Source organism: Coleofasciculus sp. G1-WW12-02, assembly GCF_040219735.1.
GTDB lineage: Bacteria > Cyanobacteriota > Cyanobacteriia > Cyanobacteriales > Coleofasciculaceae > Coleofasciculus.
The window spans coordinates 1-25,979 of record NZ_JAVJRX010000034.1; the positions used below are offsets into that span (position 1 = coordinate 1).

Sequence of the window (25,979 nt, forward strand, 5' to 3'; positions counted from 1 at the left end):
GCCGCGCTCTGTGTCCGCCTATCTCGGAGTGAATCCGAGAAAGCACGTATGGAGCGCTCTATATCAATTTAATAATTTTATGGGTCGATGCCCTGTAGTCAATCGTAGACACGATTACTATAGTGTCTCTAACTGGGAGCCGTTGGTTAAGGCTGATATCGAGCAACAATGCCGGGTATCAGCCAAGTGTAAGCGTTAACGGTTATCGACCAAAAGTTACACCGTGGACTTATACCAAGGCAGAATTACTTATGGGTAGGTTTGTCTAGGTTTTTAGAAGCGGTAACATAGAAGTCTTACCAAAACCCCTTGCCCTGTCGTTGCATTCTTCTTTGACTATTTTGGAGTCTAGGAACGAGGAATTAAACCAGCCCATCCTACCCACAAGCACCACAGGATGCTTAGGCGAAGATCAATTTGCCCTCGCCTTCCGTTTGTCTCCCAACGCCATGGCAATCAGCACCCTAACGGATGGACGCTTGTTGGCAGTCAATGAGCAGTTGTTGAATCTGACGGAATATCAACGAGACGAAATCATTGGTAAAACCACAGTTGAATTAAACTTTTGGCTGCATCCAGAGGAGCGGACGCAATTTATTCAGCTATTGCAAAATCAGGGAATCATTCACAATTATGAATTCAATTTCCGTCTCAAATCAGGACAGCTAAAAACGGGACTGCTATCGGCAAATATTATTAACTTCAGTGGACAAGACTGCTTACTTGCTGTCATTAACGATATAACTGAACGCAAACAGGCTGAGGAACAGGTGGCACGTCTAGCTAAAATGAGCCAAGCCATTAGTAGTGCGGCGGATTTTCAGACAGCGTTGGACATCGCCTTGCATCAAGTCTGCGAAATTACCGGCTGGAGTTATGGTGAAGCGTGGATTCCGGCGACGGATGGGATGGCATTAGAATGTAGCCATAGTTGGTATCGAAAATGCTCGGATATTGATTCCCCAGATGCGGCAAAATTCAACCAATTCCGAGAATACAGTGAAGCATTAACCTTCTTACCTAATGAGGAATTACCGGGACGAGTGTGGCATCGAGTTCAGCCGGAGTGGGTTGATGATTTAGCGACGTTTTCAGATGACCTTTTCCTGAGATTAGAACTCGCTGTTCAATGTGGATTTAACTCAGCCTTTGCCGTACCTATTGTTACACCAAGATCAAACCAAGAACCCATTTATGTATTAGCTGTGCTGGTGTTTTTTATGGTAAAAAAATACCCATCCAATCATCGCTTTTTCGAGCTAGTCACGGTTATTTCTAATCAACTTGGTAGCGTGATGCAGCAGAAGAAAAATGCCACGGAGATTCAAGCCCTATTTGCCGCGATGACAGATGTGGTGCTGGTGATTGATGCCTCGGGACGATGCCTAAAAATTGCCCCCACTAATCCCCTGAGTGCCTACAAGCCGTCAGCCGAAATCGTGGGTAAAACCTTACACGACCAGTTCCCAGCCGAGCAAGCCGATTTTATTCTCCAAGCTATCCAAGAAGCTCTCTTAACTCAGCAAACCGTGAGTATTGAGTATCAGTTGACTGTTGCCGGACGAAATAGTTGGTTTGCGTCTAATTTATCACCACTTTCTAATGATAGCGTGATTTGGGCGGCACGGGATATCAGTGAAAGTAAATTACTCGAACATAAACTGCGAACCTCAGAAAGCAAAATGCGCCTATTTTTTGAGGCGATGAATGCTGTTGTGCTAATTATTGATGTTCAAGATAGTACAATAGAGAATATCGAAATTGCGCCAACCAATCCTACGCGATTCTATGACTTTTATATTGACCCAATTAGCCAAACCATCGAATCTCTTTTTCAAGAAGAAATAGCTCAAAATTGGCTGGATAAAATTCAACAGGCGTTAACGACTCAGCAAACGATCTATTTTGATTACAGTCTACAAAGTGAAGAAAATACAGTGTGGTTTGCCGCCAGTATTTCGGCGATGTCTGAACAATCGGTTATTTGGGTAGCGCGTGATATTACTGATCGCAAACAGGCAGAAGCGGCGTTACAGTTAGAGCAAGACAAGTCAGAGCGGTTATTACTGAATATCTTACCCGAACTGATTGCCAATCGTCTTAAACAGGATCAACGGGCGATTGCTGAACATTTTGATCAGGTGACGATTCTTTTTGCCGATATTGTCGGGTTTACGCCGTTATCGGCACGTCTGCAACCGATTGAACTGGTGAATATGCTTAATCAAATCTTTTCCACATTTGACCAACTTGCAGATCAGTATGGATTGGAGAAGATTAAAACCATTGGTGATGCTTATATGGTTGTCGGCGGTTTACCCAGTCCTAGAGACGATCATGCCACAGCGATCGCGCAAATGGCGTTGGATATGCAACAAGCGATTTATGACTTCCAAAAGCAACAGGGTGAGTCGTTCCAAATTCGCATTGGTATTAACACCGGATCAGTCGTGGCGGGTGTGATTGGGAGGAAAAAATTTATCTATGATTTATGGGGAGATGCAGTTAATGTCGCCTCTCGCATGGAATCCTCAGGAGAACCTGGTAAAATTCAAGTTACCGCTACTACGTACAAACAATTAAAACATAAGTTTATCTTTGAACAGCGAGGTGAGATCGCAGTTAAGGGGAAAGGCGATATGATTACCTATTGGCTTCTGGATAGAAGGATGTGAAAAAATCTCTCAATCTGATAAAATTGATGGGTTGGTTGTGTTAATTTTTCCAGCGGATCGCCACTACAGTTTAGATAACAATAGCAGATATTAACCGATTAAACCAACCCGATTGTATCCCTGACTCTTGGCTTGATAAAGTGCCTGATTTGCTCGTTGAATAATTACCTCAATATTGGAATCATCGGATTGATAACTAGCGACACCAACCGTTACAGTCATTTGCACATGTTGATTACCAATCCCAATAGTAATTTGTTCCAGCCGTCTTCTCAGACGTTCAGCCACACGCACCGCCCCAGCACTATCAGTTTCTGGGAGCAATGTGACAAATTCTTCACCGCCAAATCGTCCACAATAATCCGCCTCACGCAATGAACCAACGATGCTTTTTGCTACACCTTTAAGTATTTCATCTCCCATCGTATGTCCATAGGCATCATTAATTTGCTTAAAGTTGTCAATATCAATCATCAGGACAGACAAGGAACGTTTGTACCGACAGGCTCGGTGAAATTCCTGATAGCCAACACTTAAAACATGGCGGCGATTCCAGAGTCCTGTCAGGGGATCAGTACTCGCTAACTTTCTCAACATATTCATTAACTTTTCATGCTCTTTAACCAATTGTTTCAATTGATATCGAGTCTGCTTCAATTCTAAATGGGTTCGTACACGGGCAAGAATTTCCGCCGGATTAAAGGGATATATAATTGTATCAGCGACACCTTTTTCAAAGGCTTCGATTAAATGCTCTTGTTCATGAATCGTCCGAATCAGGATAATTGGGCTGGTGGTTAGGGGGAGGGGAAACTTAAGATGGTCGCACAATTCTAACCCACTCATTGTGGACATAATTAAAGCGATAATAATTAAGTCCGGCTTTTTAACTCGTACACGATTAATTGCGTCCTGTCCATTGTTGGCAACAGTTGTTCTATAACCTTCGGCTTCTAAAATAACACGAAGAATTTGTAAGTTATTGATATTATCATCGACAATCAAAATTAGGAACTTTTCAGGAAAAAATGATTTCATTTTTCATGTATTAATTGGGGATTGGTAATGGTAAAAATCATACTATTGAGCGAAGTGAAGGGTAAAAAAAGGGGTTATGGGGTCTCTTAGGTTACCATTTTTCAGGAATTCTAGCATCGATTTCGATTACTGGAGTGATGTTCTCCTCTGGTATGGTTTTGAGGCAAATAGGGGTGGGTGCAATACTGCTCGGATAAGCCTGTCTTCTCTCCCCCTGCTCCCCCTGCTCCCCCTGCTTCCCCTGCTTCCCCTGCTTCCCCTGCTCCCCCTGCTTCCCCTAACTTTTCACGGGATGTGGAAAAAGGGGATTGGTTTGCGAATGTTATCCGCGAACCAATCCCCTTACTCTTTTTGAGATTTAGAAGCCTCTTGAGTTAAATCAGAGCAACTTTGTTTGAGCGTCTCAATTGACCTGACTTTTCACGGCATCTTGGGTGTGGGGTGTGGGGAATTGTATTAGATTTATATCGCCCTTTAATATTCAGGCACCGACGGGTCAATTTCCCGACTCCAAGCGGTAATTCCTCCTTTGACATTAATCCCTTCAATTCCGGATTCTTTGAGAATACCTAAGGCTTTAGCCGAACGTCCACCCATCTTACAATGGGCAATTAAGCGGTGACCATTCAGCAGTTGCTTAACCGTTTCGACGCCAGAACCCTGTTCAATATCCGGTAATGGCACCAAAACGGCACCCGGAATTTTGGCAATCTCGTATTCATTGGGATTGCGAACATCAACGAGAACAAAATCTTTTGTCCCACTATCCAACAATTGCTTGAGTTCTTGAACAGTCATCTCTTGAATTTCCATTAACCGTTTCGCCTCCTGTTCTTTCGCTTGGGTAATGCCACAGAATTGTTCGTAGTCTACTAATTTTTCGATAACAGGACGTACTGGGTTAGGTCGCAGCTTCAGTTCCCGGAATGTCATATCCAGGGCGTTGTAGAGTAACAATCGTCCGCTGAGAGTTGTCCCCTTACCCAGGATAATTTTAACGGTTTCCGTGGCTTGGATGAGACCAATAATTCCGGGTAAAATACCCAAAACACCACCTTCGGCACAAGAAGGAACCATTCCCGGTGGTGGGGGTTCGGGGAACAAGTCGCGGTAATTGGGTCCATCTTCGTAGTTAAATACGCTGGCTTGTCCTTCAAAGCGCAAGATAGAACCGTAGACGTTGGGTTTACCCAGAATCACACAGGCGTCATTCACCAGGTAACGGGTGGGGAAGTTATCCGTCCCATCGACAACAATATCGTAAGGTTTTATGATATCCAAGGCATTCTCGGATGTCAGGCGGGTTTCGTAGAGGTCTACTTGACAATAGGGGTTAATTTCTAGAATCCGGGTTTTTGCCGATTGAATTTTCGGTTTCCCCACCCAAGAGGTTGCGTGAATCACCTGACGTTGCAGGTTGGAACTATCGACGATATCAAAATCCACGATACCGATACGTCCAATACCCGCTGCGGCTAAGTAAAGCAACAGGGGTGAACCCAGTCCTCCCGTACCAATACATAGAACACTAGCGGCTTTGAGGCGTTTTTGTCCCTCTAGTCCAACTTCTGGCAAAATTAGGTGTCGAGAATATCGTTCGTATTCTTCTTTGGTTAGTTGGATTTCTTCCAGATTGGGGTTTAACATGGCAATTTCGTAAGATTAGCGATTGGGAAAGTTTTGACCCTTCACGATTTTCGAGAGCATGGCGCGTGAGTTTCGTGTAGGGGCGGGTTTGACTATTATCGTTTCTTTTTCTCCCAGATGCGACTCGCGCCCGCCCCGAGCAAGTTTTGAGTTAACGTCCTCATTTCCGTTACATAAAACTTACACAAATCTACCAATGCCCAGTAAAATCTGCCGTTTACTTCCTGCTTCATTCTGGCGGCGGGGGCACTCAACCAGTCCACAGGCTAACACCACCTAACTGGCGGCTTGCTCCAAATTGAGCGATGCGTTCAAGTCTCGGTCAATTTCTAGACCACAATTGTCACACCGAAAAACCCTCTCAGATAATGGCATTGAGTCTTTATCGTCAACCCTCATCTCAAAAGACTTGCTATGACACGTCTGGAACATTATGGCTTCCCCGCCTCCTTTGTCGTGAGAATTTCTTCAGGCTGAAACTGGTGATGGGGATCAAGAGTCCAGCTTCTGAGGTCAGAAGCCATACCCTGCTGAACGGAAATTATAATATACGAATAGCGCTGCCATGCGATCGCGCGATCAAATTCTGAGGGCACGGCTGCATGGTCAGGATGGGAGTGATAGATCCCAATGATATCCAATTTGCGATCGCGTGAGAGCTTCTGAACCTGCAACATGACCTCTGGGGCAATGGTAAACTGGTTACGTTTTGTCCCTGAGTGACCCCGTGAACCGTTTACTCCTGCAAAGGCTTGTGCCGCCTGATTATCCCAAGCGTTTTCTGTTGGTATAACTTCAACGACGGTTTTCACCTCCCCCTTAATGTGACCTAATAACAAGCCACAGCATTCCTCTGGGTAAGTACTTTCGGCGTGAGTTTCCATCACCTGAACATAATCAGCGTCAAGTTTGAGTAAATAGTGCGGGAAATGGTCGGGGTTTGCCATATATTTCCAATAAACACGGCTTAATTGACTTTGAACTAGAACATGTCATTGTTGATCTTCAGGGACGCTGGATAGAATGAATAAGGATTCTGTCGGATTTCGAGTTCGGCTAAACTAACTATGATCTAAGCTCAATCAAACTTAAATAATCCCAACTGAAAAATCGCTTTTGTTCTCCTTTAAATTATGACAACAACCCTCGAACCCAATAACCAAAATAATACAACTTTCCTTGATTACTTTCAAGCTTACGCAACCGAAGCTTTACAAAATCAAAACCAGACCGTTAGTGATTCCTTAAACCGGAGGCAAATTCCTAAGAGCCAGGTACGCCCCCTTGATCAAGCTTACCAAGTTTCCTTAAAACTGGGTAAGGACTTGCCACTTCAGCCAATTAAAAAACAAATCTTACAACAAATTGATGCCGTTGTCTATTTTCTCCGAGATTTTCACATTGGGGTACTGGGTCAGCGAACGAGTATCTTTCATCTTTATGAAGTTGAGATTCAAGTTGAATCCAATCTGCGCTATAGTTTGAGTTTTGAATCGGGCAAACTCTTAATTCAAATCCCCTATTGGCAGATGGCAGTTTGGGATCGCTACCTGCCTTATCAGAAATTAAAATATCGCTGGCATCGCGGCAAACATTTACCAAAATCTTCGCCCATTCGCAAAGTTTGGTGGTTAGTTGATCCGATTGGAGAATTACGTTCCAGTCTGCGATCCCTGCTTGTACTGGCGATTCAAAAGCAAATTTTGGGAATTGACCAGCTTTTTGTCAAATTTAACTTACTTGATCACGGGAATCGAGAACATCAATTGATTCAAGGGGATCATCAAGACAAAACAGGATTTAAGCATAACGCGATCGCGTTCCTCAAGGCAACAGTCAAAGAAGAAAAACTGGGCATAAATCTCGATCTAGTGCTTCAGAACCAAGACAATGCCGCAATCGCGAAGTTATTGGCAGTCTATAAGAAAAATTTGGCAGATATAGATCAGATGGAGGAACTAATTGAAACGGGGGCATTTACCTTACAACAGAAGCTGAATGAAGAACAATCTCAAGTCGATATCAAGATGTTTGGCTTTGTCAATGTCGGTAACTATCATCGGATTGATGTGGCGGTTAATCTGAGTAAAGGTTATCTCAAAAAATATGTAGAAATCATGCCGCGAAAAACCGATGTGAAAGCCACACTATTTGGCTTTGTCAATGTTTACACGATAGACGACATTACCGTAAAACCCAATTTTCACGGGGCGATGACGCTCAATTTTGAAACAGCCGCTTTGGAAAAAGCATTAAAGGAATTAGAATTAGTACAGTAGTCGATCATGTAGGGGCGGGTTTCACAGTTATCATTTATGACTGCACCCGAATGCGACTAAACCCGCCCCGATTAAATTACAACGTTTTGCAATTGTAGATAAAGATAAAATGGAACGTGGTTTACTCTGGTTACCCTTACTAGCTGTATTTATTTGGCTAGCGTGGTCAGGTTGGAATGAATATCAAAAAGTTGAGGCATATCGCTTATGGGCAGAACAATTTGAACGGGCAAAATATGATATTTATGCCGTACTCGGACAAAAGGGAAAAAGCCTGACGTGGGGAAAACCGACTCGTTCGGGTCTAGTGGATATAGAAACTTTTTCTCTAAATGATGTCCAGGCAATTCGACTGTTAGTGGATGGGCAGATTGTCGCCTTAGAAACTCCCCCCAAAAAAGGACGCGCGATCGCACTAGAGTTTCTCCTGCCAGAATCCACGATCCAGGTGCCGTTTACCGAACTTCCTATGGCTGCGGAGTGGGGAAAGTTTCTCCAGAATTATCAATAAATTTTGTCGGGGTGGGTTTCACCATTATCATTTCTGACCCCACACAGATGAAACTCGCGCCCGACCCCGACTATTGCACAATCGCTGTATTAATCTTTGTTACCTTTTTCCTGTTAAGAGTTCCCTGTCTAATGACGAATGACGTAATGGAACGCTAAGCCCTGAAATTCGTCTTTATAAATAATAGTTCTGGTACTTTTTCCATGAAACCTATCCTACCTATTCTGACGATTATCGGATTACTCCAGAGTTGCACCGCCCCCGTGACTTTTTCCCCTCAAGTCATTGGAAATCCCGCTAATTGCCCTCGCCAAACTGAACCCATACCGATCGCCTCTGCTAAGGATGAGGGACTGTATCAGCAATTTGACTATCACATTCGCGATATTATTACAGATGCCGATACGATCACCTTTCAAACTCAGCAGTATAATATCGTCTTCTGCCGATCTGATCGCACCTGGACAGTAGAACCGGGAACGTTAGCCAGTGAGAGACAAAGGTCTGATAATCCCGAACAATTCCAAGAAAACCTCCAGAATCCCCCTTATCAAACCATTGAACTTAACGGAAAATCCTATCAATATCGCGTCATTCTTGAACCGAAGCCCTTTGGTAATGAGGAACCAAAAACCGTTGTCTTTGAACTGATTACTCCCAATAGCGAAAAACCCCAACGCCACCCCCTCTATACATTAGAACAGGTGAGGGAAGCTGAAGTTGGAATTGCCTTGGGAGTGCCTCGAATTACCTCCGCCCTCAATTATGCCGATCGCCTATTTTGGTCAGTCGCATCAGAACAAGGGGAAGGGTTCAGTGGTATTGCCACGATTGTTGGTTACAATCCCGATATAAATGAGGTGGCGGTGATTCAACCTCAAGAAATTCAAGGGCAACAAATTACCGATTTTGTCATCGCTGGTGATCGAAACAATCCAGTCTTTTGGCTAGGAACTCATATTAGTGGTGAAGGGAATCCCTACCTACCCGGAAAGGGATTAGTCGCCTATCGTCCTTCTCCCCCTAATCTCGAATCCGGAACGATTACCTCCTACACCGTCCGCAATAGTCCCATTATCGGGGCAATTCCTGACAAACTGCATTTAGAAGGCGATCTCCTCTGGGTAGGAACCGGAAACGGGGTTTGCCAAGTCCGTTGGCAAGGGGTAAATAATCCCGGAAATTGGTCGTGTTGGCGATTTGCGGCAATGGCGAAACTGCCGAGTCAGGAATTACCCCTTTACAGCCGTTTATTAGAGAAAACCCCAGCCGTTACCCTTGAGGCGGATCGGGTGGGAGACACGGTAGAAGTGCTATGGTGGTCACCAGTGGACTACCAAACCCAAAAGGGACGGTATGAGGTCAGGTATGAAGATGGCTTTACCGTCACCTTAGAGGAGGGGGCGAGTTCTTGGTCTGAAATTTATGGATCATCATGGCAACCTCTCCCTGGGCAACCGCCTCTACACTGGGCTGGACACGAATGGTATTGGAATGGCGATCGCTTTGTGCGCGGTTTTGATCAAGTCGCCCTGAATTTCTTTGGCGGTGGACCTTTGGGAATTGTATCCGATTCAGATCAATGGACAGGGGAAAAACCTGCGAATCTGAATGCCTTGCGGGGTGATCTGAAAGTATCGGAGTTAACAAAAACTACAACTAAGCTGAATTATTATTCAGGTTGGGTGGAGGAAGAGTTACTCGATCCTTATTTCACCGTTGTCCCCCAAAATCGTCCTTTCAATCCTCGTCCTAATCCCTTAGATGAAATGGCAGGATTGTAGAGATGTCACCCCACCGAGCAGTAGGGGTTTGGTAACCAAACCCCTATATCTAATCATCAACAAAATTAGCGATAATCGGAAAATGATCAGAGGGAAGAACTCCTTGCCATTTCCGATCATCAACCGTCACCGTGTCTCGTCTGAGGCGACTATCGTAATAAATCGTATCAACAGCCGCAAACGCCTCACCTGTAAACCTATGAATACTTCGCTGTTTTTCTAATTCAACACCTGCCAAGGCATCCTGTAGAGTAATATAATTCGCTGATGACTCAGATAAGATTTCCCGTGGTAAGCTATCGGGTTCAGCATTAAAATCACCCGTAAGGAAGAGATAGGTATGATCACGATTGTGGTGAATCATGCGATCGCGGATTAGCGTTGCCCCCAGTTCCCGTGCCAAGGCACTATTATAGTCCAGATGGGTATTAAAACAGGTGATCGTTTTAGTATCCTGCGCTACACCAAAGACTGCCCAGCTTGCCATTCGCGGTACAGGATTCCCCCATTCAGGAGTGATACTCCCAGCAATATCAGGCGTATCACTTAAGAAAAAATCGCCACTGTCTAGGCTTATGAGACGGTCTTTGTTATAGAAAATCGCACAATATTCCCCTGTCCCTGTTCCCGTGCGATCGCCCCCAATACTTTGATAATTCGGTAAACGGCGATGTAAGTCAAGGATCTGGTGAGCTTTCCCTTCCTGTGTGCCAATAATATCTGGACGATACTCCTGGATCAGCGCCGCGATCGCATCACGCCGAATCCTCCAATCTTGGTTATCTGGGTCAGGTTTATCATAGCGGATATTGAACGTTATGATTTTAATGTTCATTTGTTTGTGATTTGTGATTTGTCATTCGTCATCCTCGCTCTTCGAGCAAGCTTGCTACCTCCTTTGTTCCCTGTTAAGCAGTTCCCTGTTCTCTATTCCTTATTGCCTATTCTCTAGGTCATAGTTCCCACGGAATCGCTATATAACATTTAGTTAACTTATAGTTAAGGCAAGGTTAAAGGTGTGTTAATATAATGGAAAACAGAAATTTAAGACAAGAGGTAAAATATGGCACAGTCCCCATCATCTGATTCCCCACAGATCAGCAAGCAAAACTTCCTTTACCCTCGAGGCCGCTATTACGGCAAGTTTACGCCAGAGTATCTAGCCTTTAATGCCAACTTGCAAGAGTTTGCCCAGAAAGTGTCCTATGTTTCTGCCCTAGAAACTGGCGGCAAGATTTCCTCTGAACAAGCCTATCAGCAAGTGCGCTCACTCTGGAAGCAGTTGAAACATACTAAGGAATCCTTAGGCATTGGTCAAGCTAAACCCCCCAATACCTGATAGCTTTTGTATAAAATGGTAGTTTGAGATAAACTGTGAAACAGGATGCTGCAATTTTAGTCATTGAAGATGAAGAAATTTTGCGGGACATTATTCTTAATGTCTTACAGGAAAAAGGGTATCAGGCAATTGGCACGGGCGATTCTCGCAGGGGCTTACTCTTAGCCAAAGAGTTTGTCCCTGATTTGATTTTGTGCGATATTCGGATGCCAAAATTAGATGGGTATGAAGTTCTCAAAGCTTTACGCCAAGATGCCAAGACTAGGACGATTCCCTTGATTTTTATTTCGGCAGAAAAAAAACCAAAGCGTTAGGCATATAGGGCAACAATTTGGTGCGAATGGTTATCTGGCGAAACCTTTTACAACCGATGAACTATTAACGGTAATCGCCAATCAGATCAACTTTTATCAGTAAACGATAAATTTTTTCTGTGTCTATATTTATTTTTGATAATACCAATTATAAGTAGGGCGGGTTTGGTTGTTCAGTTATTTCACCAATAGCTGATTTTAGTTTCTAAACCCGTCCCGACAATAAATAAGGATCTACACTGCGTAGTAGTGCTGGCAAAATGTCTACCTGCAAGCCATGAATCGACGTAAAAAACGCTACTCGCTGAGATTTGTTGTTCGGAATCTTCGTCAATCGCTTTCAGTATTCCGCTATAGTGGACGCGCCTTGAAGTTAGTTTGGACAACCAATCACAGATTAACCTTGGTGCTAGCTATTTTAACCATCATAGCTGGATTATTACCCGCCGCGATCGCATACTTGGGTAAGTTGATTGTGGATACCGTGGTATTGGCGTCTGAGTCGGGGTTAGCCGCCCATCGTTGGCTAGCGCTAGGCTATGTCGGATTAGAAGCGATCGCAGTTATGATACTAGCAGGAAGTCAGCGAGGTCAAACCGTTTGCCAGTCGCTATTGCGGGTATTGTTAGGGCAACGGGTGAATGTGTTAATTCTAGAAAAAGCCTTAACCCTAGACTTACCCCACTTCGAGGACTCCGAATTTTACGACAAAATGACCCAGGCGCGGCGGGAAGCCTCCAGTCGCCCTCTGGCGCTAGTGACGCGGACATTTGGACTGGTTCGGGATAGTCTGTCGCTAATCACCTTTGGCGGACTACTGCTGCAATTCTCAACCTGGGCGGTGGCGATATTAGTCATAGCCGCAATTCCTCCCTTTATCGCCGAAACTCGCTTTGCTGGGGTAGCCTTTCGCTTATTCCGTTGGCGTTCCCCAGAAACCCGCCAGCAGCATTATTTGGAAACATTAATTGCTAGAGAAGATTACGCCAAGGAAATTCAGCTATACCAGCTTGGCGCTACCATGCTACAGCGCTACAACGATACATTCGGGCGCCTTTACCGAGAAGACCGAGATTTGACCATTCGTCGCGGTTTTTGGGGTTATTTGTTAGGATTACTGAGTACGCTGACATTTTATGGAGCCTATGCTTGGATTGTCATAGAAACCATCTTTGGTCGGATTTCCTTGGGCGACATGACCATGTATTTAACCGTATTTCGCCAAGGACAATCTACATTTTCCGCCATACTCACCTCCATTGGCGGTATGTATGAAGATAATCTCTATATTTCCAACCTCTACGAATTTCTAGAACAAGAGGTTCCCCAATACCAGGGGACAGCCACTCAGGGGATAAAACTAGGGGATGGGATTCAGTTTGAGAAGGTGTTTTTTACCTATCCTGGAAGTCAAAATCCTGCACTTAAAGGGATTGACTTACACCTGAAACCGGGAGATAAGTTAGCCCTTGTCGGCGAAAATGGGTCAGGAAAGACAACGTTAATTAAATTATTAACTCGTCTCTATACGCCAGATTCTGGGCGCATTCTCTTAGATGGGTTAGATTTAAAGGAATGGAATATTGATACCCTGCGTCGCCGCATTGGGGTGATTTTCCAGAACTTTGTCCGCTATCAATTTACCGTCGGGGAGAATGTTGGCGTTGGGGATGTAGACTATTTGCAAGACAAAACCCGCTGGGAAAATGCGGCGGAGAAAGGCATGGCGAAACCCTTTATTGAATTAATGCCAGAAGGATTTAGCACCCAGTTGGGGCGATGGTTTAAAGGGGGACAGGAACTGTCTGGGGGTCAGTGGCAGAAAATAGCCCTGTCTCGTGCTTTTATGCGAACCGGTGCAGATATTTTAGTCTTAGATGAACCCACAGCCGCCATGGATGCAGAAGCGGAGGTGCGAGTCTTTAACCATTTCCGCACGATTACCCAGAATCAAATGGTAGTATTAATTTCCCATCGCTTCTCTACAGTACGGATGGCGGATAAGATTGTGGTGATGGCGGAGGGAGAAATCATTGAACAGGGAACCCATGAGGAATTAGTGGAACTTGGCGGACGTTATGCGCGGTTATTTGCGCTACAGGCGGCGGGATATCAATAAGTTTGTCATTTGTCCTTTGTCATTCGTCCTTTGGTTCGTAGTCAAGGATGCAAGCCTATTGGCTTGACACAGCTAAAATTGTGGAATAGATTTTACCATTGAATCGGGCGCAAAGCTTTGCGCCCCTACAGTTTCCGGGCGGAATTCTAATTCATCTTGCTTAGGTGTGCTACGCCGCCATCTTAATTAGAGATCCACCATAACCCAGCCATTCTTGGCACTACTAACTATAGGCGTTTAAGATACCCGCACTCCGGAAACCGTTAATGGTGGGAATTAAAGGTACGCACAAAGGCTGCGATCGCGCCTTTACCCCAAGGTGTCAACTTACCCTGAGTTGATCCCGGCGTTTCCCCAGAATTTGATTGTTGGCGTAACATCACCGGACGCAAGACCCACAGTAGAATAGCGATACTCAGAATAATCGCCGTCGGATTATCCCCATACTGCAATAACGGCGTCGGATCGATAGGTGGAGTCGTTGGGTTAGTTTGGCTGGTGGAAATCGTAGCTTGTTCCTTGGACATGAATATGTCTTTCCTTTGCGTTCAACATCTTTATGATTCCTTAGCTACCCATCTCTAAAAGCTGCACTTTCGGCTCATTCTTGCTGCTACTGTTGAAAGTGAGCCAAAATTGAGCCATCAACCGGATATTCAGTAGATAAGCATGGCGGTATCGAACCCGGAACCGCCTTTGAGGATATCCCTGATGACTGGGTATGTCCCGTCTGTGGGGCGGCTAAATCAGATTTTGAACCCTTAGAATAATCATAACCCTGACTACTGCAAGCACTTTGTCTCTTAAAATTGTTGTTATCGGTGGTGGTGCGGCTGGTTTTTTCGGCGCGATCGCATCTGCATCCACCCATCCTCACACCCAAGTCATACTGCTGGAAGCCTCGAAAACGCCTTTAACTAAGGTGCGGATTTCTGGCGGTGGGCGCTGTAATGTCACCCATGCTTGTTTTGACCCCGCCCTTTTGGTACAAGCCTATCCGAGAGGGAGTAAAGCCTTGCGCGGGGCGTTTACTCGGTTTCAACCCAAAGATACGATCGCGTGGTTTGAAGCCCAGGGGGTACACCTGAAAACAGAAGCGGATGGGCGGATGTTCCCGGTTACAGATACATCCCAAACCATTGTTGATTGTCTATTCCATGCTGCTACAAGCGCAGGCGTTCAAATTCGCACCGCCACTCCAGTTAAATCCATTCGCTTCACCTCTGGGTTTCAAATCCAGTTAAAGACAGGGGAAATAATCGAGTGCGATCGCGTGCTTTTAGCAACCGGGAGTAACCCCCTTGGCTATCGCGTTGCTCAGGATTTGGGTCATACTATTCAACCCCCTGTCCCCTCTTTATTTACGTTTACAATATCAGACCCACGCTTACAGGATTTAGCCGGAATTAGTGTCAATGATGTTCGTTTAAAACTACCAGAAGCCGAGAAAAATGTCAAGGAACAAACGGGAGCCTTACTGATTACCCATTGGGGATTAAGTGGTCCAGCCGTCCTGAAAATGTCGGCTTGGGCGGCTAGATTTCTCCATGATTGTCACTACAAAACTCCCTTAATAATCAATTGGCTTCCCCAATACAACCAAGACTATCTCCGCCAGGTTTTACTAGCCGTTAAATCTCAACTTCCTCAACGTCATATCGGGACGAGTTGTCCGATTCCGATTCCGAAACGGCTATGGCAGAGTTTAATTAGTTACGTTGGTATTGATCAAAACCAACCCTGGGCAGAAGTCTCTAAAAAAGCACTGAATCAACTGATACAAGAACTAAATCAAGGACGTTATGTGATTCAAGGAAAGGGTGTTTTTAAGGAAGAATTTGTTACCTGCGGGGGAATATCTCAAAAAGAGGTAAATTTTAAAACTATGGAAAGTCGCTGCTGTCCAGGGCTTTACTTGGCTGGCGAAATTCTGGATATTGATGGGATTACGGGCGGATTTAACTTTCAGAATGCCTGGACAACGGCTTGGTTAGCGGGTCAAGCAATGGGGAAAATGTAGGGGCGGGTTTAGGGACTAAAATTCGTTGGTTATTGATAACTGAACAACGAAACCCGCCCGGTTCTATCTAGGGGCAAAATGATTCATTATGTCGATCACATCTGTCAGCATCGGAATTGTATTTTTTCAACGCAGAGGAGCGCAGAGGGTTACGCAGAGGGACGCAGAGGGGGTAAATGATTTGAGGGACAATTTTATCGGGTTTATAAGAAAATAAAATAATAGTAATTCCCGATTTTTTTTGTAGAAAAATGCTATAATATATAATCTATGTCTTCAAACTTGTGAGGATAGAAGTATGTATAAAATCCTAATAGTTTCTGCCCTAACTTTGGTGACATTTGCCGGAAATGCTGTCAATGGCATAGCCCAGACATCGCCGCGATCGCCTGCATCTTCTCCAGACGTAGATCCCGGATATTATATTGACCTGAATCGGGCGAAAAATCTAGCCCGACAAGCGGCTGAACGTATTAATGGTGGATTGGGGCGATATCGGGCTGAAGCGGCGATGCATGGTCCGGTACAAGATGCACCTTATATAGAAAATAACAATGGTACAGTAACGTTTACCTTTAAAGGCCGTCTTCCTAGTGCGACAAGGTACACTGTAGAAACTAGCGTAACTGTTAATCAAAACAATGGAACGGTAACCGTTAACTATAATAGACCGATTGGAAATTGAACCCGTTCCCAGAACTATCCATGGCTTAAGAATGAACCATGAACGATTAACCATGAATCCTGACTAAAATGAAATTTAGTGAACTGGTACAAAAACTTAATATAGACACCGATCGCACGAGTCTATCGGTTAATCCCAATTGTAATCCAGAGATTCAAGGTATCGCCCCCATTGATCAAGTCACCAAGGGTGCGATCAGCTATATTGAGGGAGCGAAGTTTGCCGCAAGGGTGAAAACCATCAAGGCGAGTGCTTTAATTTTACCCCCAGATGAAGAGTTACAACGACAAGCCACAGAACGCGGTATCGCTTGGATGGGGGTATCTGAACCCAGACTATTATTTGCCCGTGCGATCGCGCTTTTCTATCAACCCTGGAAACCTGCACCGGAAATTCACGCCAGTGCTGTGATTCACCCAGAGGCGCAGGTAGGGGATGGGGTTTATATTGGGGCGCATGTGGTGATTCAGGCGGGGGTGAAGATTGGTGATCGGGTTTGTATTCATCCGAATGTGGTGATTTATCCCGATGTGCAAATCGGCGATCGCACCATCTTACATGCTAACTGTACTATTCATGAACGTAGCCAAATTGGGGCGGATTGTGTAATCCATAGCGGTGCGGTAATTGGTGACGAAGGGTTTGGTTTTGTCCCCACGAAAGAGGGGTGGTTCAAAATGGAACAATCAGGATACACCGTTTTAGAAGATGGAGTGGAAGTGGGATGTAATACGGCGATTGACCGTCCGGCGGTGGGAGAAACTCGGATTGGTCATCATACTAAAATTGATAACTTAGTCCAGATTGGTCATGGGTGTCAAGTCGGGGGTGCTTGTGCGATCGCGGCGCAAGTCGGTTTAGCTGGAGGTGTTAACGTCGGGAATCAGGTGATCCTCGCCGGTCAAGTGGGGATTGCTAATCAAGCCAAAATTGGTGACGGCGCGATCGTAACGGCGAAAACAGGGGTTCATAATAATGTAGCAGCCGGGGCGATTGTCTCTGGTACTCCCGCTGTTCCCCATAAATTATATTTAAAAGTATCCGCGATTTATAATCGGTTACCAGAAATGTATCAGATGTTGAAGCAATTACAGAAACACAAGGGATGAGAGAGTGTTGAGCCTGTAGGGGCGGGTAATGGAACTTTCTTGTCGCTATTGATAGTAACCTTTGTACAAAACCCGCCCTGACCGAGTTTTGAATTTCTATAAAATTCTTTCCCGAAAATTTATTTATACGTTATATTGACTAGGCTGGGCTATGGCTTTGATCCGTTTCCAATGACCAATCCCCAGTGTCAGATTTAGCAGAGTGTCTCATTGTCAGTCGCATTGAATCGGCAACGAATTTATACAATCCTTGACTAAGTTCATCGGCTTTCTGCTCAAGATTGGAGAAGATTTCATTCATGGTGTGAGCATAGGGTTGTACTAGATGTTTTGAGTTTGCTGGAATACGGTCGAGCACTTCATCTATGAGTAATTGGGTCATATCCGCTACCAGATCCCAAGCTACATCTACACTAGGAAAAACCATAACACATAAAGGCACGAGTTCTTGTTCCACTGCTGCCATACTTTCCTCTAGCACACACAACCATAAATAGCTTTGGAACATATTTAGATCTCTGGTTGTAGAGGCTGTTACACCTGGGTCAATTAGTCCACCTCGACGGCTTTGATGATGAGGGAATAATTCGATGCATTGACTGTAAACTTTGTTGGCAATTTCGTGACTGAGCGGTAGCATCTGTTCGACAATGGCTAAGATAGGTGAACTCGGCTCATGCTGGGCAGCAGCTGAACATACCCGTCTCCAGGGAATACAAGCTTGCTCTTCGATAAACTTCAGATAGGGGCTGATCAACACTTGCTCGGCAAGGGTGAGTTTTTTGAGGATTAATGCGGCACTGAAGTGAAACTGGGTATTGATAAAGCCAATTGTGCGCGGGTCTTTTGAGACGAGATGTTGCTCTTGAAGTTCCAATAATGAGGGTTCAATCTCCGTGTAGAGCTGTTCAATGGCAGGTAGTTCTAGGGCTTGTTTCGCCCAATTTGCAAAGACTTTGCTTGAGAAATCAATTACTTTTTCGGAGTTATTTTGAGTCAGTGTCAATCGCATTGCAGCTAGGGATGAGGTAGATGGCGATTGCTGCAAGTAAACATCCATTGCCTTGGAATAAGCCTTTGCTCCAAACTGAGCCAATCGCCGAGCTTCAGCTAAATTCACAACATTAGGGACATAAGAGAAAAGAGCATTGGTTTTCATCCCAGCGCGTTCACAGTGGATTTGGACTAAGCGCCGCATTTCGGCAACGGTTTGAATTCGCCCTTCTCTAGAAGATGCTGCTATCAAATCAGTGGGAGTCAACCCCCCTTCTATTGAAGATAGAGTTGACAAGTCTGGCACGTAACGTTCCGCCCATAGCTTGACGAGGGGTTCGACTGAACTTTTTTTGACCAGTTGAGTAGTTTTCAGCATAATTCAGGAGTCGGGTTATCAGAGCAATGGTTGTGGGCAAGCTGTCCTCATGTCAACTTCGCCGCATTTGCTGATTATTTTTTATATCCACATCATAACTTCATAGTAAAAAAGTGGTGTAAAGCCTATTTAAATATTTCTGTGTGTTTTTTTTCATTCCGGTTAAATAGGTGACGGATGAAAAAACTGCCTGACTTAACGTGGCGATTAGCGCGGATGGTATTGCCATGAGGGGTAGTCGCTAGGGTGTACATTATACCAAATCCAATGAAGTGACCTCCCTTTATCTCTTAGGTAGTAGATTTGTAGAGACGTTCCGGCGGAACGTCTGTGCTAACTCACGCTGACGACTGAACAAAGCTAGGCGATGATCTTAAAGATTCCCCAAAGGAAAACATCAGCCCAGACGAGAGCGATTTTTGCTTCACGGGTAACTCAATTATAAACTCTGTCCCTTGACCCGGTTGGGAAATACAGGTTAATTTACCCCCATGTTTATCCACTACAATTGAATGGGAAATCGATAACCCTAAACCCGTCCCTGTACCAATGGGTTTGGTGGTAAAGAAGGGATTAAATATTTGATTTTGAATCGCTTCGGGGATACCCGGGCCATTATCCTCAATCCGGATAATCACCCGTTCGCTCGATTGAGGTTGCTGGGATTTGTTTTCCGGTGACTCCTCTAACGGTACAACAGGAAACTGAGAACTCACTTGGGTGCAAATCGTAATTCTTCCGGGTTCAGGTTGGGAGTGTAACGCATCAATAGCATTTCCCAGAATATTCAAAAACACCTGATTAAGCTGACTGGCGTAGCATTCCACTGATGGTAAGTGACCATAGTGTTTATGAACTTGAATTTCTGGACGATCAAGTGTTGATTTGAGTCGATGCTGTAAAATGAGTAATGTGCTTTCAATGCCGTCATGGATATCCACCGGCTTAATCTCCGCCTCATCCAAACGGGAGAAATTCCGCAGGGATAGCACAATTTGGCGGATGCGATTGGCACCCTCTTGCATGGAGTTCAAGAGTTTGGGAAAATCTGCCCTCACAAAGTCTAAATCAATCGCCTCAATCTCTGCTTGAATCTCGGCAACTGGTTCGGGATAATTCTTAGCATAGAGTTGTAATAAATGCAACAACTCAGTCCCATATTGACGAGTATAGGTAATATTCCCAGCAATAAAACTAATCGGGTTATTGATTTCATGGGAAATTCCCGCAACCATTTGACCCAAACTGACCATTTTTTCCTGTTGAATGAGTTGGGTTTGAGTCTGCTTGAGTTGATGTAAGGTTTGCTGGAGATCGTGGTTTTTGACTCGTAACTGATGTTCAGATTTCCGCAAGGCTTCCTCAGCTTGTTTGCGATCGCTAATATCCCGGATAATCGTGGAAAACACCTCCACCTCTCCGGTTGCGCCTTGGTGCGCCATCACCACCTGAGACACGGGAATTTCCCAACCCTGTTGATGCAGGAGTGAGGTTTCACCCTGCCATACTTTGTCTTGGATCGCTTTGGGTAATCCTTCCTCTAACAAATGCTGCTTCACCGACTGGGGATGAAAATCCCAAATCTGCAAATGGCTGATCTCCTGTTCTGGATCAAGTCCCACCATTTGCCGACCCGCCTGATTAATATAGAGGAAAGTCCCATCAGGTTCACACATACTGACAAAATCGGTGGTACTTTCTAGGATCGCGGTCAATCGCGCCGTTTTTTGTTCCGCTTGCTTACGCTGGGTGATGTTGGTACTGGTACTCACCACCCGATAAATATGTCCAAGTCGATCGCGCAGGGGGGTTAGTGTGGTAATCCACCAACTTTCTTGTCCCTGTACGCCAAAACATTCTTCATAAGAGATTGATGTTCCCGTCTGAACACAGGTGTTGTAGCGTTCGCTTATCGTTACTGCCAGGTCTGGTGGTAAGATAGCATCCAAGGGTTGATCGCGTAGTTGTTCGGCGGGGATACCGATTAAGTGTTCGTAAGCCGGATTCACATCCAGATAACGGAATTCCCAAGATGGATTGGGTTCACTCTGGCGTTGATGAACATCGACGACACTAATTGAGTTTTCTACACCATTGAGGATACTGCTTAAAAATTGTTCTCTTTCTTGTAAGGCTTCCTCGGCTTGTTTGCGATCGCTAATGTCGGTAATCATTCTCAGCACCCCGACAAAGCTACCCTGATCATTAAACAGTGGCGTCGCGGAAATAATCGCCCACAGATCTGATCCATCTTGGCGGCGAAACTTAAAATCGTAGCGTTCCTGTATTCCTTGACGGCGACGTTCTAAGTAGGTTTGGATCAGCGCCTGGGATTCGGTGTCAATAAAATCAAACAGCGATAGCCCCAGCATTTCTTCAATGGGATAACCCAGCATTTGCGCCATGCGAGTATTAGCAAAGGTGATTTGGTTATTCGCATCAAACACCCAAACCCCCTCGGATGCGGTTTCCACGATACAGCGATAATGACGTTCCGATTCTTGCAGTGCGGCTTCGGCTTGCTTGCGTTCAGTGATATCTTCAACAATCCCCAATAGATACTGTGGCGTACCTTTTTCGTCCAGCAAGGGGACTTTTTTGGTATTGACGATGCGTTCTCCCCGATGGGGCGTGTTTAGGGGAGCTTCGGGAATATCAACTAATTTACCATCGGTGAGAATTTGTCGGTCTTTCGCCCGTAAGAGTCGGGCTTGTTCGTAAGGTAAAAAATCATAGTCATTCTTACCCAAGACTTGGGCTTTCGAGTAACCCAACAGTTCTTCGCTGGTTTTGTTCCAGCACATCACCTGCAAATCTTTGGCATCTTTGATAAAGACACCGACAGGGAGATTCTCCACCACGGAGTTGAGGAAGGCTTGTGTCTCCCGCAATTGGATTTCAGTTTGTTTGCGCTCAGTAATATCCAGGATCACACCATCGAGCCATTGGACAACACCGTTCTCATCCAGAATCCCTTGACCCTGATCATAGACCCAAGTGATTTTGCCATCAGCACGGACAATCCGGTACTCAATCGTATAGGGGTGTTGGCTGTCAATACTTTGCCACACAATCTCCTCAACGCGGCGGCGATCTTGAGGATGGATAATACTGTGAAAAGAGCGTACTCGATTGTGAATAAACTCAGACGCTTCATAGCCAGAAATAGGCTGAATCGCTGAACTTAGAAACGTCATCGTCCCAACCGAGTCCCAGGTACAACGGTAAACAGCGCCCGGAATATTGGCAACTAACGTCTGAAATCGGGCTTCGCTCTGTTGCAGCGATTCGGGTGTCTGTTGGTCTTTGGTGGAGTTTGGGGTGGATTCAAGGGAATTGGGTAGAATAGCCATGATTTTCTCCACACTCAGATGCGTGGCTCAACTATTGCGGGGGTTTTGAGGGAGTGGACGGTTGAATGCTTAAAATTTTATTAAATTTTATCGTCTTGACCATAAATAAGACTAATAAATTTCCCAGTATGAGATTATCCCTGGTCATGTAACTAATTGTAAAGCCCTTGGCTCAAATTACTTGCCTGTCACCCAGCGTACCCAAGCCTGTCAGTAGTAGGAGCGGTCAATTCTGAGATGCTGATCCGAGGAGCAGTTGACCGTTGGCAAGGAACTAAGTCTCTATGATAAGGCAAGTGATGGGCTCGAAACAGATGTGCTAATTTTTCTCTCAATAAAACTATTCCGTGGAAGGTAGAGACTTAAATGGCACCTCTGGGAGCATTGGTAGCTTGGATTACAGTTTTGAGTTTTTCCCTAGGGGCGGGTTTTACTATTATCCTTATTTTTCTCGCCCTGATATTACTAAACCTATCCCAAGAATTAGCCTAAATTATGCCGGGAATTTGTTAAAATTGATACCAAAAAGAATTGAGTAAAAATTCAGATTGAATCTGGTATAGTATCAAGTTATATTTTTCAGTTAACTACGCTACAAAATAACAATTTTCGCAAAAGAATACTCTCTTATATAGAGAAAGACAACTTGCCACACTCGGACTGTTTGATTGATGGATAAGCCAAATATTTAACGAAACCAATAGCGCTCTACAAACTCCGAAATCCTCTGTGCTTAGATAGTTAAGGAGTGGCAAGCTGCCCAGGTAATGGGATCGCTATTTTGTCACTGTTTAGTAACGTCTGAGTAAGCTTTGCATAACACTGATGCAAATCGCAAATAGCTTCAGTTGGCGTTCCGTCGCCAAAACCAATCAGTCGAGATAGAAAGGGTTAAATCCTCCTCTTAGACATCAAAATTGGGCATTTCTTAGCAAAAACAACCATTTTGACCCAGGATTGACATAAATCTGGATCAATTACAGCAAGCCGAGTTTGACCTTGATGTAGTTAGACAGCGTTCGCTTATCTTTGTCTGCTTCCTGTTTAAGCTGCTGCTTTTGCTCGATAGTAACTTTGATCGTAATCGTGGTTCGTTTCATTTACGTCTAGCCATCTCACCTTCTCTACAGTAATACTTTAGTATAAAAAAGTAGTAAAAAGTGTTACCTAATAAAACAAATATTAAGAAATTAATAATTGCTCAGGTTGAACAAATATCCTGAAGGGAACCTGTAACGATTTGATCATAAAGATTGTTGATAAGCATAAACAAAATGCCATGAATCGATCAGTGATTTGAGGCAACAGTCTATAGCTAGTCATCGGTGGCAGTCGTCTATTTTAGAATTTGCCGTCACTCAATCCCTATCAAATTAATAAGCCATCTAAATGTTCCCCTAGAACCCAGCATTTTACCTATTAAAGATTAAATTTTGCAGTAGTCTGATAATGTTATGGCTTATAAACTTTCACAAAGCTGTACTGGGTGTGATACCTGTCGCTCCCAATGTCCAACGGGTGCAATCAAAATCAAGGATAACCAGACGTGGATTGATCCAAATCTGTGTAACAACTGTGAAGGGTATTATCCCGAACCTCAATGCGTGATTCACTGTCCCATCAGTTCTCCAGTTCCCTCTCAAGGAAAAAAGGGACGATACAAGCTCAATGAAAGGACTCCCACCAGTCCCGACTTATTTGCCAATGACAAAACCAATCCATTTGCCTCTTCCATCGTCATCTGGGAAGCGTGCAACCTATTGGCACAGGGACTTTCCCTTCTTTGGCACACTGATGCTTCCGGAAAACTCTGTTATCAGCGACAGGTTAGTCAAGGTAAATGTAAAGTAGACTTCTGCCTAACCGATACATTCGATACAGACTCAACTGAAGCTTTATCCGCTGACGAAGCACAGGCGACTCTTGAGGCGATGGATATCAAAGCCACCTGTCTCCATCTCATTTATGCTGCATACGCGACAGCATTGGAAAAACCTTGGCAAGAAGAGTTTACCCTCAACGATGTGCAAATTGAGAACTATTTGGGATTAGAGAAACGCACAGATTTGAGTAAAGCGGCTAAATTAAGTTTGATCAAACATCTTGCCCAGCAGCCCTGCAAAATTAGCATCGGCGCTCATTGGTCAAAGCAAGGTAAAGTTCCAGAATTTAGTATTCCCCAAAGCCGTTTGTGGCATCTACAGCCAATTGAACATCATTTTCAGGAAGACGAACAAGGATACAAACATTTAGTTGGTTTAACCTTTCGGGTTAGGGCTGGGATTTGGGCAAAGTATTTCTTAAATCGGCAAGGCTGTCAAAACCGAACCGCTTTCTATCAGTATGGCAATCTGCCTCAATCCTTACTCAGCGCCGTGATGAGTAACTGGCAACATCATGAAGGGGCGACGCGGATGATGTTGTGGCTGCTGTTTAAAACCAGAATCGGCAAGCGACAGCGGATTACTGTACCCACATTAATGCGAGTAGCTTATGGTGAGGACAAACTCCTGCGGGCGTCTTCCCAACGAGATGAACGGAAACGTCTGGTGCGGACATTTGAAACTGATTTAGAGGTTCTCAGTCATTATGGACTTAAACCTGTGTTTGATCCGGTGACGTATTTACCAGAGATTCAACCTATGTGGGCGAAATTAGGGGATCTCCCCGACGATGCTGATGCGGCGTTAGAGTTTTGGATTCAAGATGGAAATAGTAAGAGGCGGTTAACCGATGCAGCGCCCCGTGGGAAATGGAATCTGTTAATGAAAGCCCGGATTTTATGGTTTGAACTGAAGGCAGAATGGGAACATGCGCTGACTACCGTTGAGCCGAACAAGGTACGATTGACAAAACGCAAAACTAAATCCCATTCATCGCCTGTACTTTCGGGCGCAGATATTATTGCGGCGAGAAAACATAACCAACTCAGTCAACGAGACTTGGCGCAATTGACGGGTAAAAGCCAAAGCTGGATTCGGGATATTGAAAAGGGACGTTTTCAGATTAAATTAGAAGACCAACGACTGTTGCAGAAAGTGCTGGGTTTGGCTGAGTTGAGTTCTGGATAATAGTTCAGGGATAGCACAGTTGTAGAGACGTTGCATGCAACGTCTCTATCATGATGGGTTCTTATTTATAGTGGTAGGTGGGCATTGCCCACCCTACATATAAGCTTAATTATCAAGTAGGAATTGAAGCCACGCGATCGCATCCAATTGTTCCCCGATTTCTTGTATCATTATCCTATCCCTCTCATTGTATTTAATTAGGTTCGTAGTCAGGGCTTTAGCCCTCTCCAGCTATGCGTTAAAGCACTAAAGTGCTTACTACAAATAAAGCCCTATTTTAGTTGGGTCACGCCGCCATCGTGCGTTAGCGGAGCGTAACGCACCATTGCTATAACTGACCAGCTAGCGAAATCAAAGGTCAAGTCAGGGCGGGTTTAGTCACATTTGGGTGTAACCAAAAAGATAATAGTGAAACCCGCCCCTACACAGACGCCAGGTTCTTTTACTCAGAACGCCGATCAATCAGGACTTCACCCCCATCGCGATTTAGTTTCAATTGAATCACTCCCTGAAATTCAGACTTAATCACCCAGTAACTGACAGTTCCCAGAACCACAGGTGTCAGCAGAATATGCAAGGCAAAAATGATTTTAGCAGCACTCAAGTTTGTTTGTTTAGTCATCTGAATTAACCTTTTAACTCAACTGCTTCTTACTATCGCCG

Annotated in this window: 21 protein-coding genes and 2 pseudogenes; 13 read left to right on the top strand and 10 right to left on the bottom strand. The window is 44.6% G+C overall.

Annotation, left to right across the window (positions count from 1 at the left end):
- Window positions 1-341: 341 nt before the first annotated feature.
- Complete coding sequence (locus tag RID09_RS04625; RefSeq protein ID WP_446334780.1) at window positions 342-2,675, top strand: adenylate/guanylate cyclase domain-containing protein; 2,334 nt, start codon at window positions 342-344, stop codon at window positions 2,673-2,675.
- 90 nt (window positions 2,676-2,765) lie between these two features.
- On the opposite strand, the gene RID09_RS04630 is transcribed toward RID09_RS04625, so the two are convergent.
- From RID09_RS04630 to RID09_RS04645, 4 genes and pseudogenes are all read right to left on the bottom strand, one after another.
- Window positions 2,766-3,713, bottom strand: coding sequence for a diguanylate cyclase (locus tag RID09_RS04630; protein WP_446334781.1), 948 nt, complete (start codon window positions 3,711-3,713; stop codon window positions 2,766-2,768).
- A 474-nt stretch (window positions 3,714-4,187) separates the two neighbouring features.
- Window positions 4,188-5,360, bottom strand: coding sequence for a molybdopterin-synthase adenylyltransferase MoeB (gene moeB, locus RID09_RS04635; protein WP_446334782.1), 1,173 nt, complete (start codon window positions 5,358-5,360; stop codon window positions 4,188-4,190).
- Window positions 5,361-5,636: 276 nt separating this feature from the next.
- Window positions 5,637-5,786, bottom strand: a pseudogene (locus tag RID09_RS04640) (zinc ribbon domain-containing protein); the annotation flags it as partial.
- 5 nt (window positions 5,787-5,791) lie between these two features.
- On the bottom strand, window positions 5,792-6,307 hold the full coding sequence (locus RID09_RS04645; RefSeq protein ID WP_446334783.1) for a Mov34/MPN/PAD-1 family protein: 516 nt from the start codon (window positions 6,305-6,307) through the stop codon (window positions 5,792-5,794).
- A 186-nt stretch (window positions 6,308-6,493) separates the two neighbouring features.
- On the opposite strand from RID09_RS04645, the gene RID09_RS04650 reads away from it, so the two are divergent.
- From RID09_RS04650 to RID09_RS04660, 3 genes are all read left to right on the top strand, one after another.
- A complete protein-coding gene (locus RID09_RS04650; RefSeq protein ID WP_446334784.1) occupies window positions 6,494-7,639 on the top strand; it encodes a hypothetical protein in 1,146 nt (381 codons plus the stop codon).
- A 109-nt stretch (window positions 7,640-7,748) separates the two neighbouring features.
- Window positions 7,749-8,150: a hypothetical protein gene (locus tag RID09_RS04655; protein WP_446334785.1), complete on the top strand. Its 402-nt coding sequence runs from the start codon at window positions 7,749-7,751 to the stop codon at window positions 8,148-8,150.
- Between the two features lie 203 nt (window positions 8,151-8,353).
- Window positions 8,354-9,934 (top strand): hypothetical protein, encoded by a 1,581-nt coding sequence (locus RID09_RS04660; RefSeq protein ID WP_446334786.1) that lies wholly within the window; start codon window positions 8,354-8,356, stop codon window positions 9,932-9,934.
- A gap of 49 nt (window positions 9,935-9,983) precedes the next feature.
- On the opposite strand, the gene RID09_RS04665 is transcribed toward RID09_RS04660, so the two are convergent.
- Complete coding sequence (locus RID09_RS04665; RefSeq protein WP_446334787.1) at window positions 9,984-10,769, bottom strand: endonuclease/exonuclease/phosphatase family protein; 786 nt, start codon at window positions 10,767-10,769, stop codon at window positions 9,984-9,986.
- A 228-nt stretch (window positions 10,770-10,997) separates the two neighbouring features.
- Between RID09_RS04665 and RID09_RS04670 the strand changes: the two genes are divergently transcribed.
- From RID09_RS04670 to RID09_RS04680, 3 genes are all read left to right on the top strand, one after another.
- Window positions 10,998-11,273 (top strand): DUF7219 family protein, encoded by a 276-nt coding sequence (locus RID09_RS04670; RefSeq protein ID WP_446334788.1) that lies wholly within the window; start codon window positions 10,998-11,000, stop codon window positions 11,271-11,273.
- A 35-nt stretch (window positions 11,274-11,308) separates the two neighbouring features.
- Window positions 11,309-11,587 carry a response regulator gene (locus tag RID09_RS04675; RefSeq protein ID WP_446334789.1) on the top strand — a complete coding sequence of 93 codons (279 nt, stop codon included), beginning with the start codon at window positions 11,309-11,311 and terminating at the stop codon, window positions 11,585-11,587.
- 277 nt (window positions 11,588-11,864) lie between these two features.
- The gene (locus RID09_RS04680) at window positions 11,865-13,706 is read left to right on the top strand and encodes an ABC transporter ATP-binding protein (protein WP_446334790.1); all 1,842 of its coding nucleotides are present in this window, start codon (window positions 11,865-11,867) and stop codon (window positions 13,704-13,706) included.
- 263 nt (window positions 13,707-13,969) lie between these two features.
- Here the strand turns inward: RID09_RS04680 and RID09_RS04685 are convergent, their stop codons facing one another.
- Window positions 13,970-14,233, bottom strand: a complete 264-nt coding sequence (locus RID09_RS04685) for a hypothetical protein (protein WP_446334791.1) — start codon at window positions 14,231-14,233, stop codon at window positions 13,970-13,972.
- 135 nt (window positions 14,234-14,368) lie between these two features.
- Here RID09_RS04685 and RID09_RS04690 point away from each other — a divergent pair.
- The 4 genes and pseudogenes from RID09_RS04690 to lpxD form a co-directional block, all read left to right on the top strand.
- Window positions 14,369-14,476, top strand: a pseudogene (locus RID09_RS04690) (rubredoxin); the annotation flags it as partial.
- A gap of 26 nt (window positions 14,477-14,502) precedes the next feature.
- Window positions 14,503-15,726 (top strand): NAD(P)/FAD-dependent oxidoreductase, encoded by a 1,224-nt coding sequence (locus tag RID09_RS04695; protein ID WP_446334792.1) that lies wholly within the window; start codon window positions 14,503-14,505, stop codon window positions 15,724-15,726.
- Window positions 15,727-16,024: 298 nt separating this feature from the next.
- A complete protein-coding gene (locus tag RID09_RS04700) occupies window positions 16,025-16,411 on the top strand; it encodes a hypothetical protein (protein WP_446334793.1) in 387 nt (128 codons plus the stop codon).
- A gap of 68 nt (window positions 16,412-16,479) precedes the next feature.
- Window positions 16,480-17,520 (top strand): UDP-3-O-(3-hydroxymyristoyl)glucosamine N-acyltransferase, encoded by a 1,041-nt coding sequence (lpxD, locus tag RID09_RS04705; RefSeq protein WP_446334794.1) that lies wholly within the window; start codon window positions 16,480-16,482, stop codon window positions 17,518-17,520.
- Between the two features lie 139 nt (window positions 17,521-17,659).
- Here the strand turns inward: lpxD and RID09_RS04710 are convergent, their stop codons facing one another.
- Together RID09_RS04710 and RID09_RS04715 are read right to left on the bottom strand one after the other, a co-directional pair.
- The gene (locus tag RID09_RS04710) at window positions 17,660-18,892 is read right to left on the bottom strand and encodes a hypothetical protein (protein ID WP_446334795.1); all 1,233 of its coding nucleotides are present in this window, start codon (window positions 18,890-18,892) and stop codon (window positions 17,660-17,662) included.
- A gap of 338 nt (window positions 18,893-19,230) precedes the next feature.
- Window positions 19,231-22,245, bottom strand: a complete 3,015-nt coding sequence (locus RID09_RS04715) for a PAS domain S-box protein (RefSeq protein ID WP_446334796.1) — start codon at window positions 22,243-22,245, stop codon at window positions 19,231-19,233.
- Between the two features lie 366 nt (window positions 22,246-22,611).
- Between RID09_RS04715 and RID09_RS04720 the strand changes: the two genes are divergently transcribed.
- Complete coding sequence (locus tag RID09_RS04720; protein ID WP_446334797.1) at window positions 22,612-22,737, top strand: hypothetical protein; 126 nt, start codon at window positions 22,612-22,614, stop codon at window positions 22,735-22,737.
- A 485-nt stretch (window positions 22,738-23,222) separates the two neighbouring features.
- Here the strand turns inward: RID09_RS04720 and RID09_RS04725 are convergent, their stop codons facing one another.
- Complete coding sequence (locus RID09_RS04725; protein WP_446334798.1) at window positions 23,223-23,345, bottom strand: hypothetical protein; 123 nt, start codon at window positions 23,343-23,345, stop codon at window positions 23,223-23,225.
- 354 nt (window positions 23,346-23,699) lie between these two features.
- Here RID09_RS04725 and RID09_RS04730 point away from each other — a divergent pair, with 354 nt between their 5' ends.
- The gene (locus RID09_RS04730; protein WP_446334799.1) at window positions 23,700-25,316 is read left to right on the top strand and encodes a helix-turn-helix domain-containing protein; all 1,617 of its coding nucleotides are present in this window, start codon (window positions 23,700-23,702) and stop codon (window positions 25,314-25,316) included.
- A gap of 442 nt (window positions 25,317-25,758) precedes the next feature.
- Here the strand turns inward: RID09_RS04730 and RID09_RS04735 are convergent, their stop codons facing one another.
- Window positions 25,759-25,938 carry a hypothetical protein gene (locus RID09_RS04735; RefSeq protein WP_446334800.1) on the bottom strand — a complete coding sequence of 60 codons (180 nt, stop codon included), beginning with the start codon at window positions 25,936-25,938 and terminating at the stop codon, window positions 25,759-25,761.
- Between the last annotated feature and the right edge of the window lie 41 nt (window positions 25,939-25,979).

Coding starts and splice junctions, on each gene's coding strand:
- RID09_RS04665 (WP_446334787.1), bottom strand. CDS start 10,769: ATGAACATTAAAATCATAACGTTCAATATCCGCTATGATAAACCTGAC.
- RID09_RS04720 (WP_446334797.1), top strand. CDS start 22,612: ATGGCACCTCTGGGAGCATTGGTAGCTTGGATTACAGTTTTGAGTTTT.
- RID09_RS04700 (WP_446334793.1), top strand. CDS start 16,025: ATGTATAAAATCCTAATAGTTTCTGCCCTAACTTTGGTGACATTTGCC.
- RID09_RS04680 (WP_446334790.1), top strand. CDS start 11,865: ATGAATCGACGTAAAAAACGCTACTCGCTGAGATTTGTTGTTCGGAAT.
- RID09_RS04645 (WP_446334783.1), bottom strand. CDS start 6,307: ATGGCAAACCCCGACCATTTCCCGCACTATTTACTCAAACTTGACGCT.
- moeB (WP_446334782.1), bottom strand. CDS start 5,360: ATGTTAAACCCCAATCTGGAAGAAATCCAACTAACCAAAGAAGAATAC.
- RID09_RS04710 (WP_446334795.1), bottom strand. CDS start 18,892: ATGCTGAAAACTACTCAACTGGTCAAAAAAAGTTCAGTCGAACCCCTC.
- RID09_RS04735 (WP_446334800.1), bottom strand. CDS start 25,938: ATGACTAAACAAACAAACTTGAGTGCTGCTAAAATCATTTTTGCCTTG.
- RID09_RS04725 (WP_446334798.1), bottom strand. CDS start 23,345: ATGAAACGAACCACGATTACGATCAAAGTTACTATCGAGCAAAAGCAG.
- RID09_RS04715 (WP_446334796.1), bottom strand. CDS start 22,245: ATGGCTATTCTACCCAATTCCCTTGAATCCACCCCAAACTCCACCAAA.
- RID09_RS04655 (WP_446334785.1), top strand. CDS start 7,749: ATGGAACGTGGTTTACTCTGGTTACCCTTACTAGCTGTATTTATTTGG.
- RID09_RS04685 (WP_446334791.1), bottom strand. CDS start 14,233: ATGTCCAAGGAACAAGCTACGATTTCCACCAGCCAAACTAACCCAACG.
- RID09_RS04730 (WP_446334799.1), top strand. CDS start 23,700: ATGGCTTATAAACTTTCACAAAGCTGTACTGGGTGTGATACCTGTCGC.
- RID09_RS04660 (WP_446334786.1), top strand. CDS start 8,354: ATGAAACCTATCCTACCTATTCTGACGATTATCGGATTACTCCAGAGT.
- RID09_RS04670 (WP_446334788.1), top strand. CDS start 10,998: ATGGCACAGTCCCCATCATCTGATTCCCCACAGATCAGCAAGCAAAAC.
- RID09_RS04650 (WP_446334784.1), top strand. CDS start 6,494: ATGACAACAACCCTCGAACCCAATAACCAAAATAATACAACTTTCCTT.
- lpxD (WP_446334794.1), top strand. CDS start 16,480: ATGAAATTTAGTGAACTGGTACAAAAACTTAATATAGACACCGATCGC.
- RID09_RS04630 (WP_446334781.1), bottom strand. CDS start 3,713: ATGAAATCATTTTTTCCTGAAAAGTTCCTAATTTTGATTGTCGATGAT.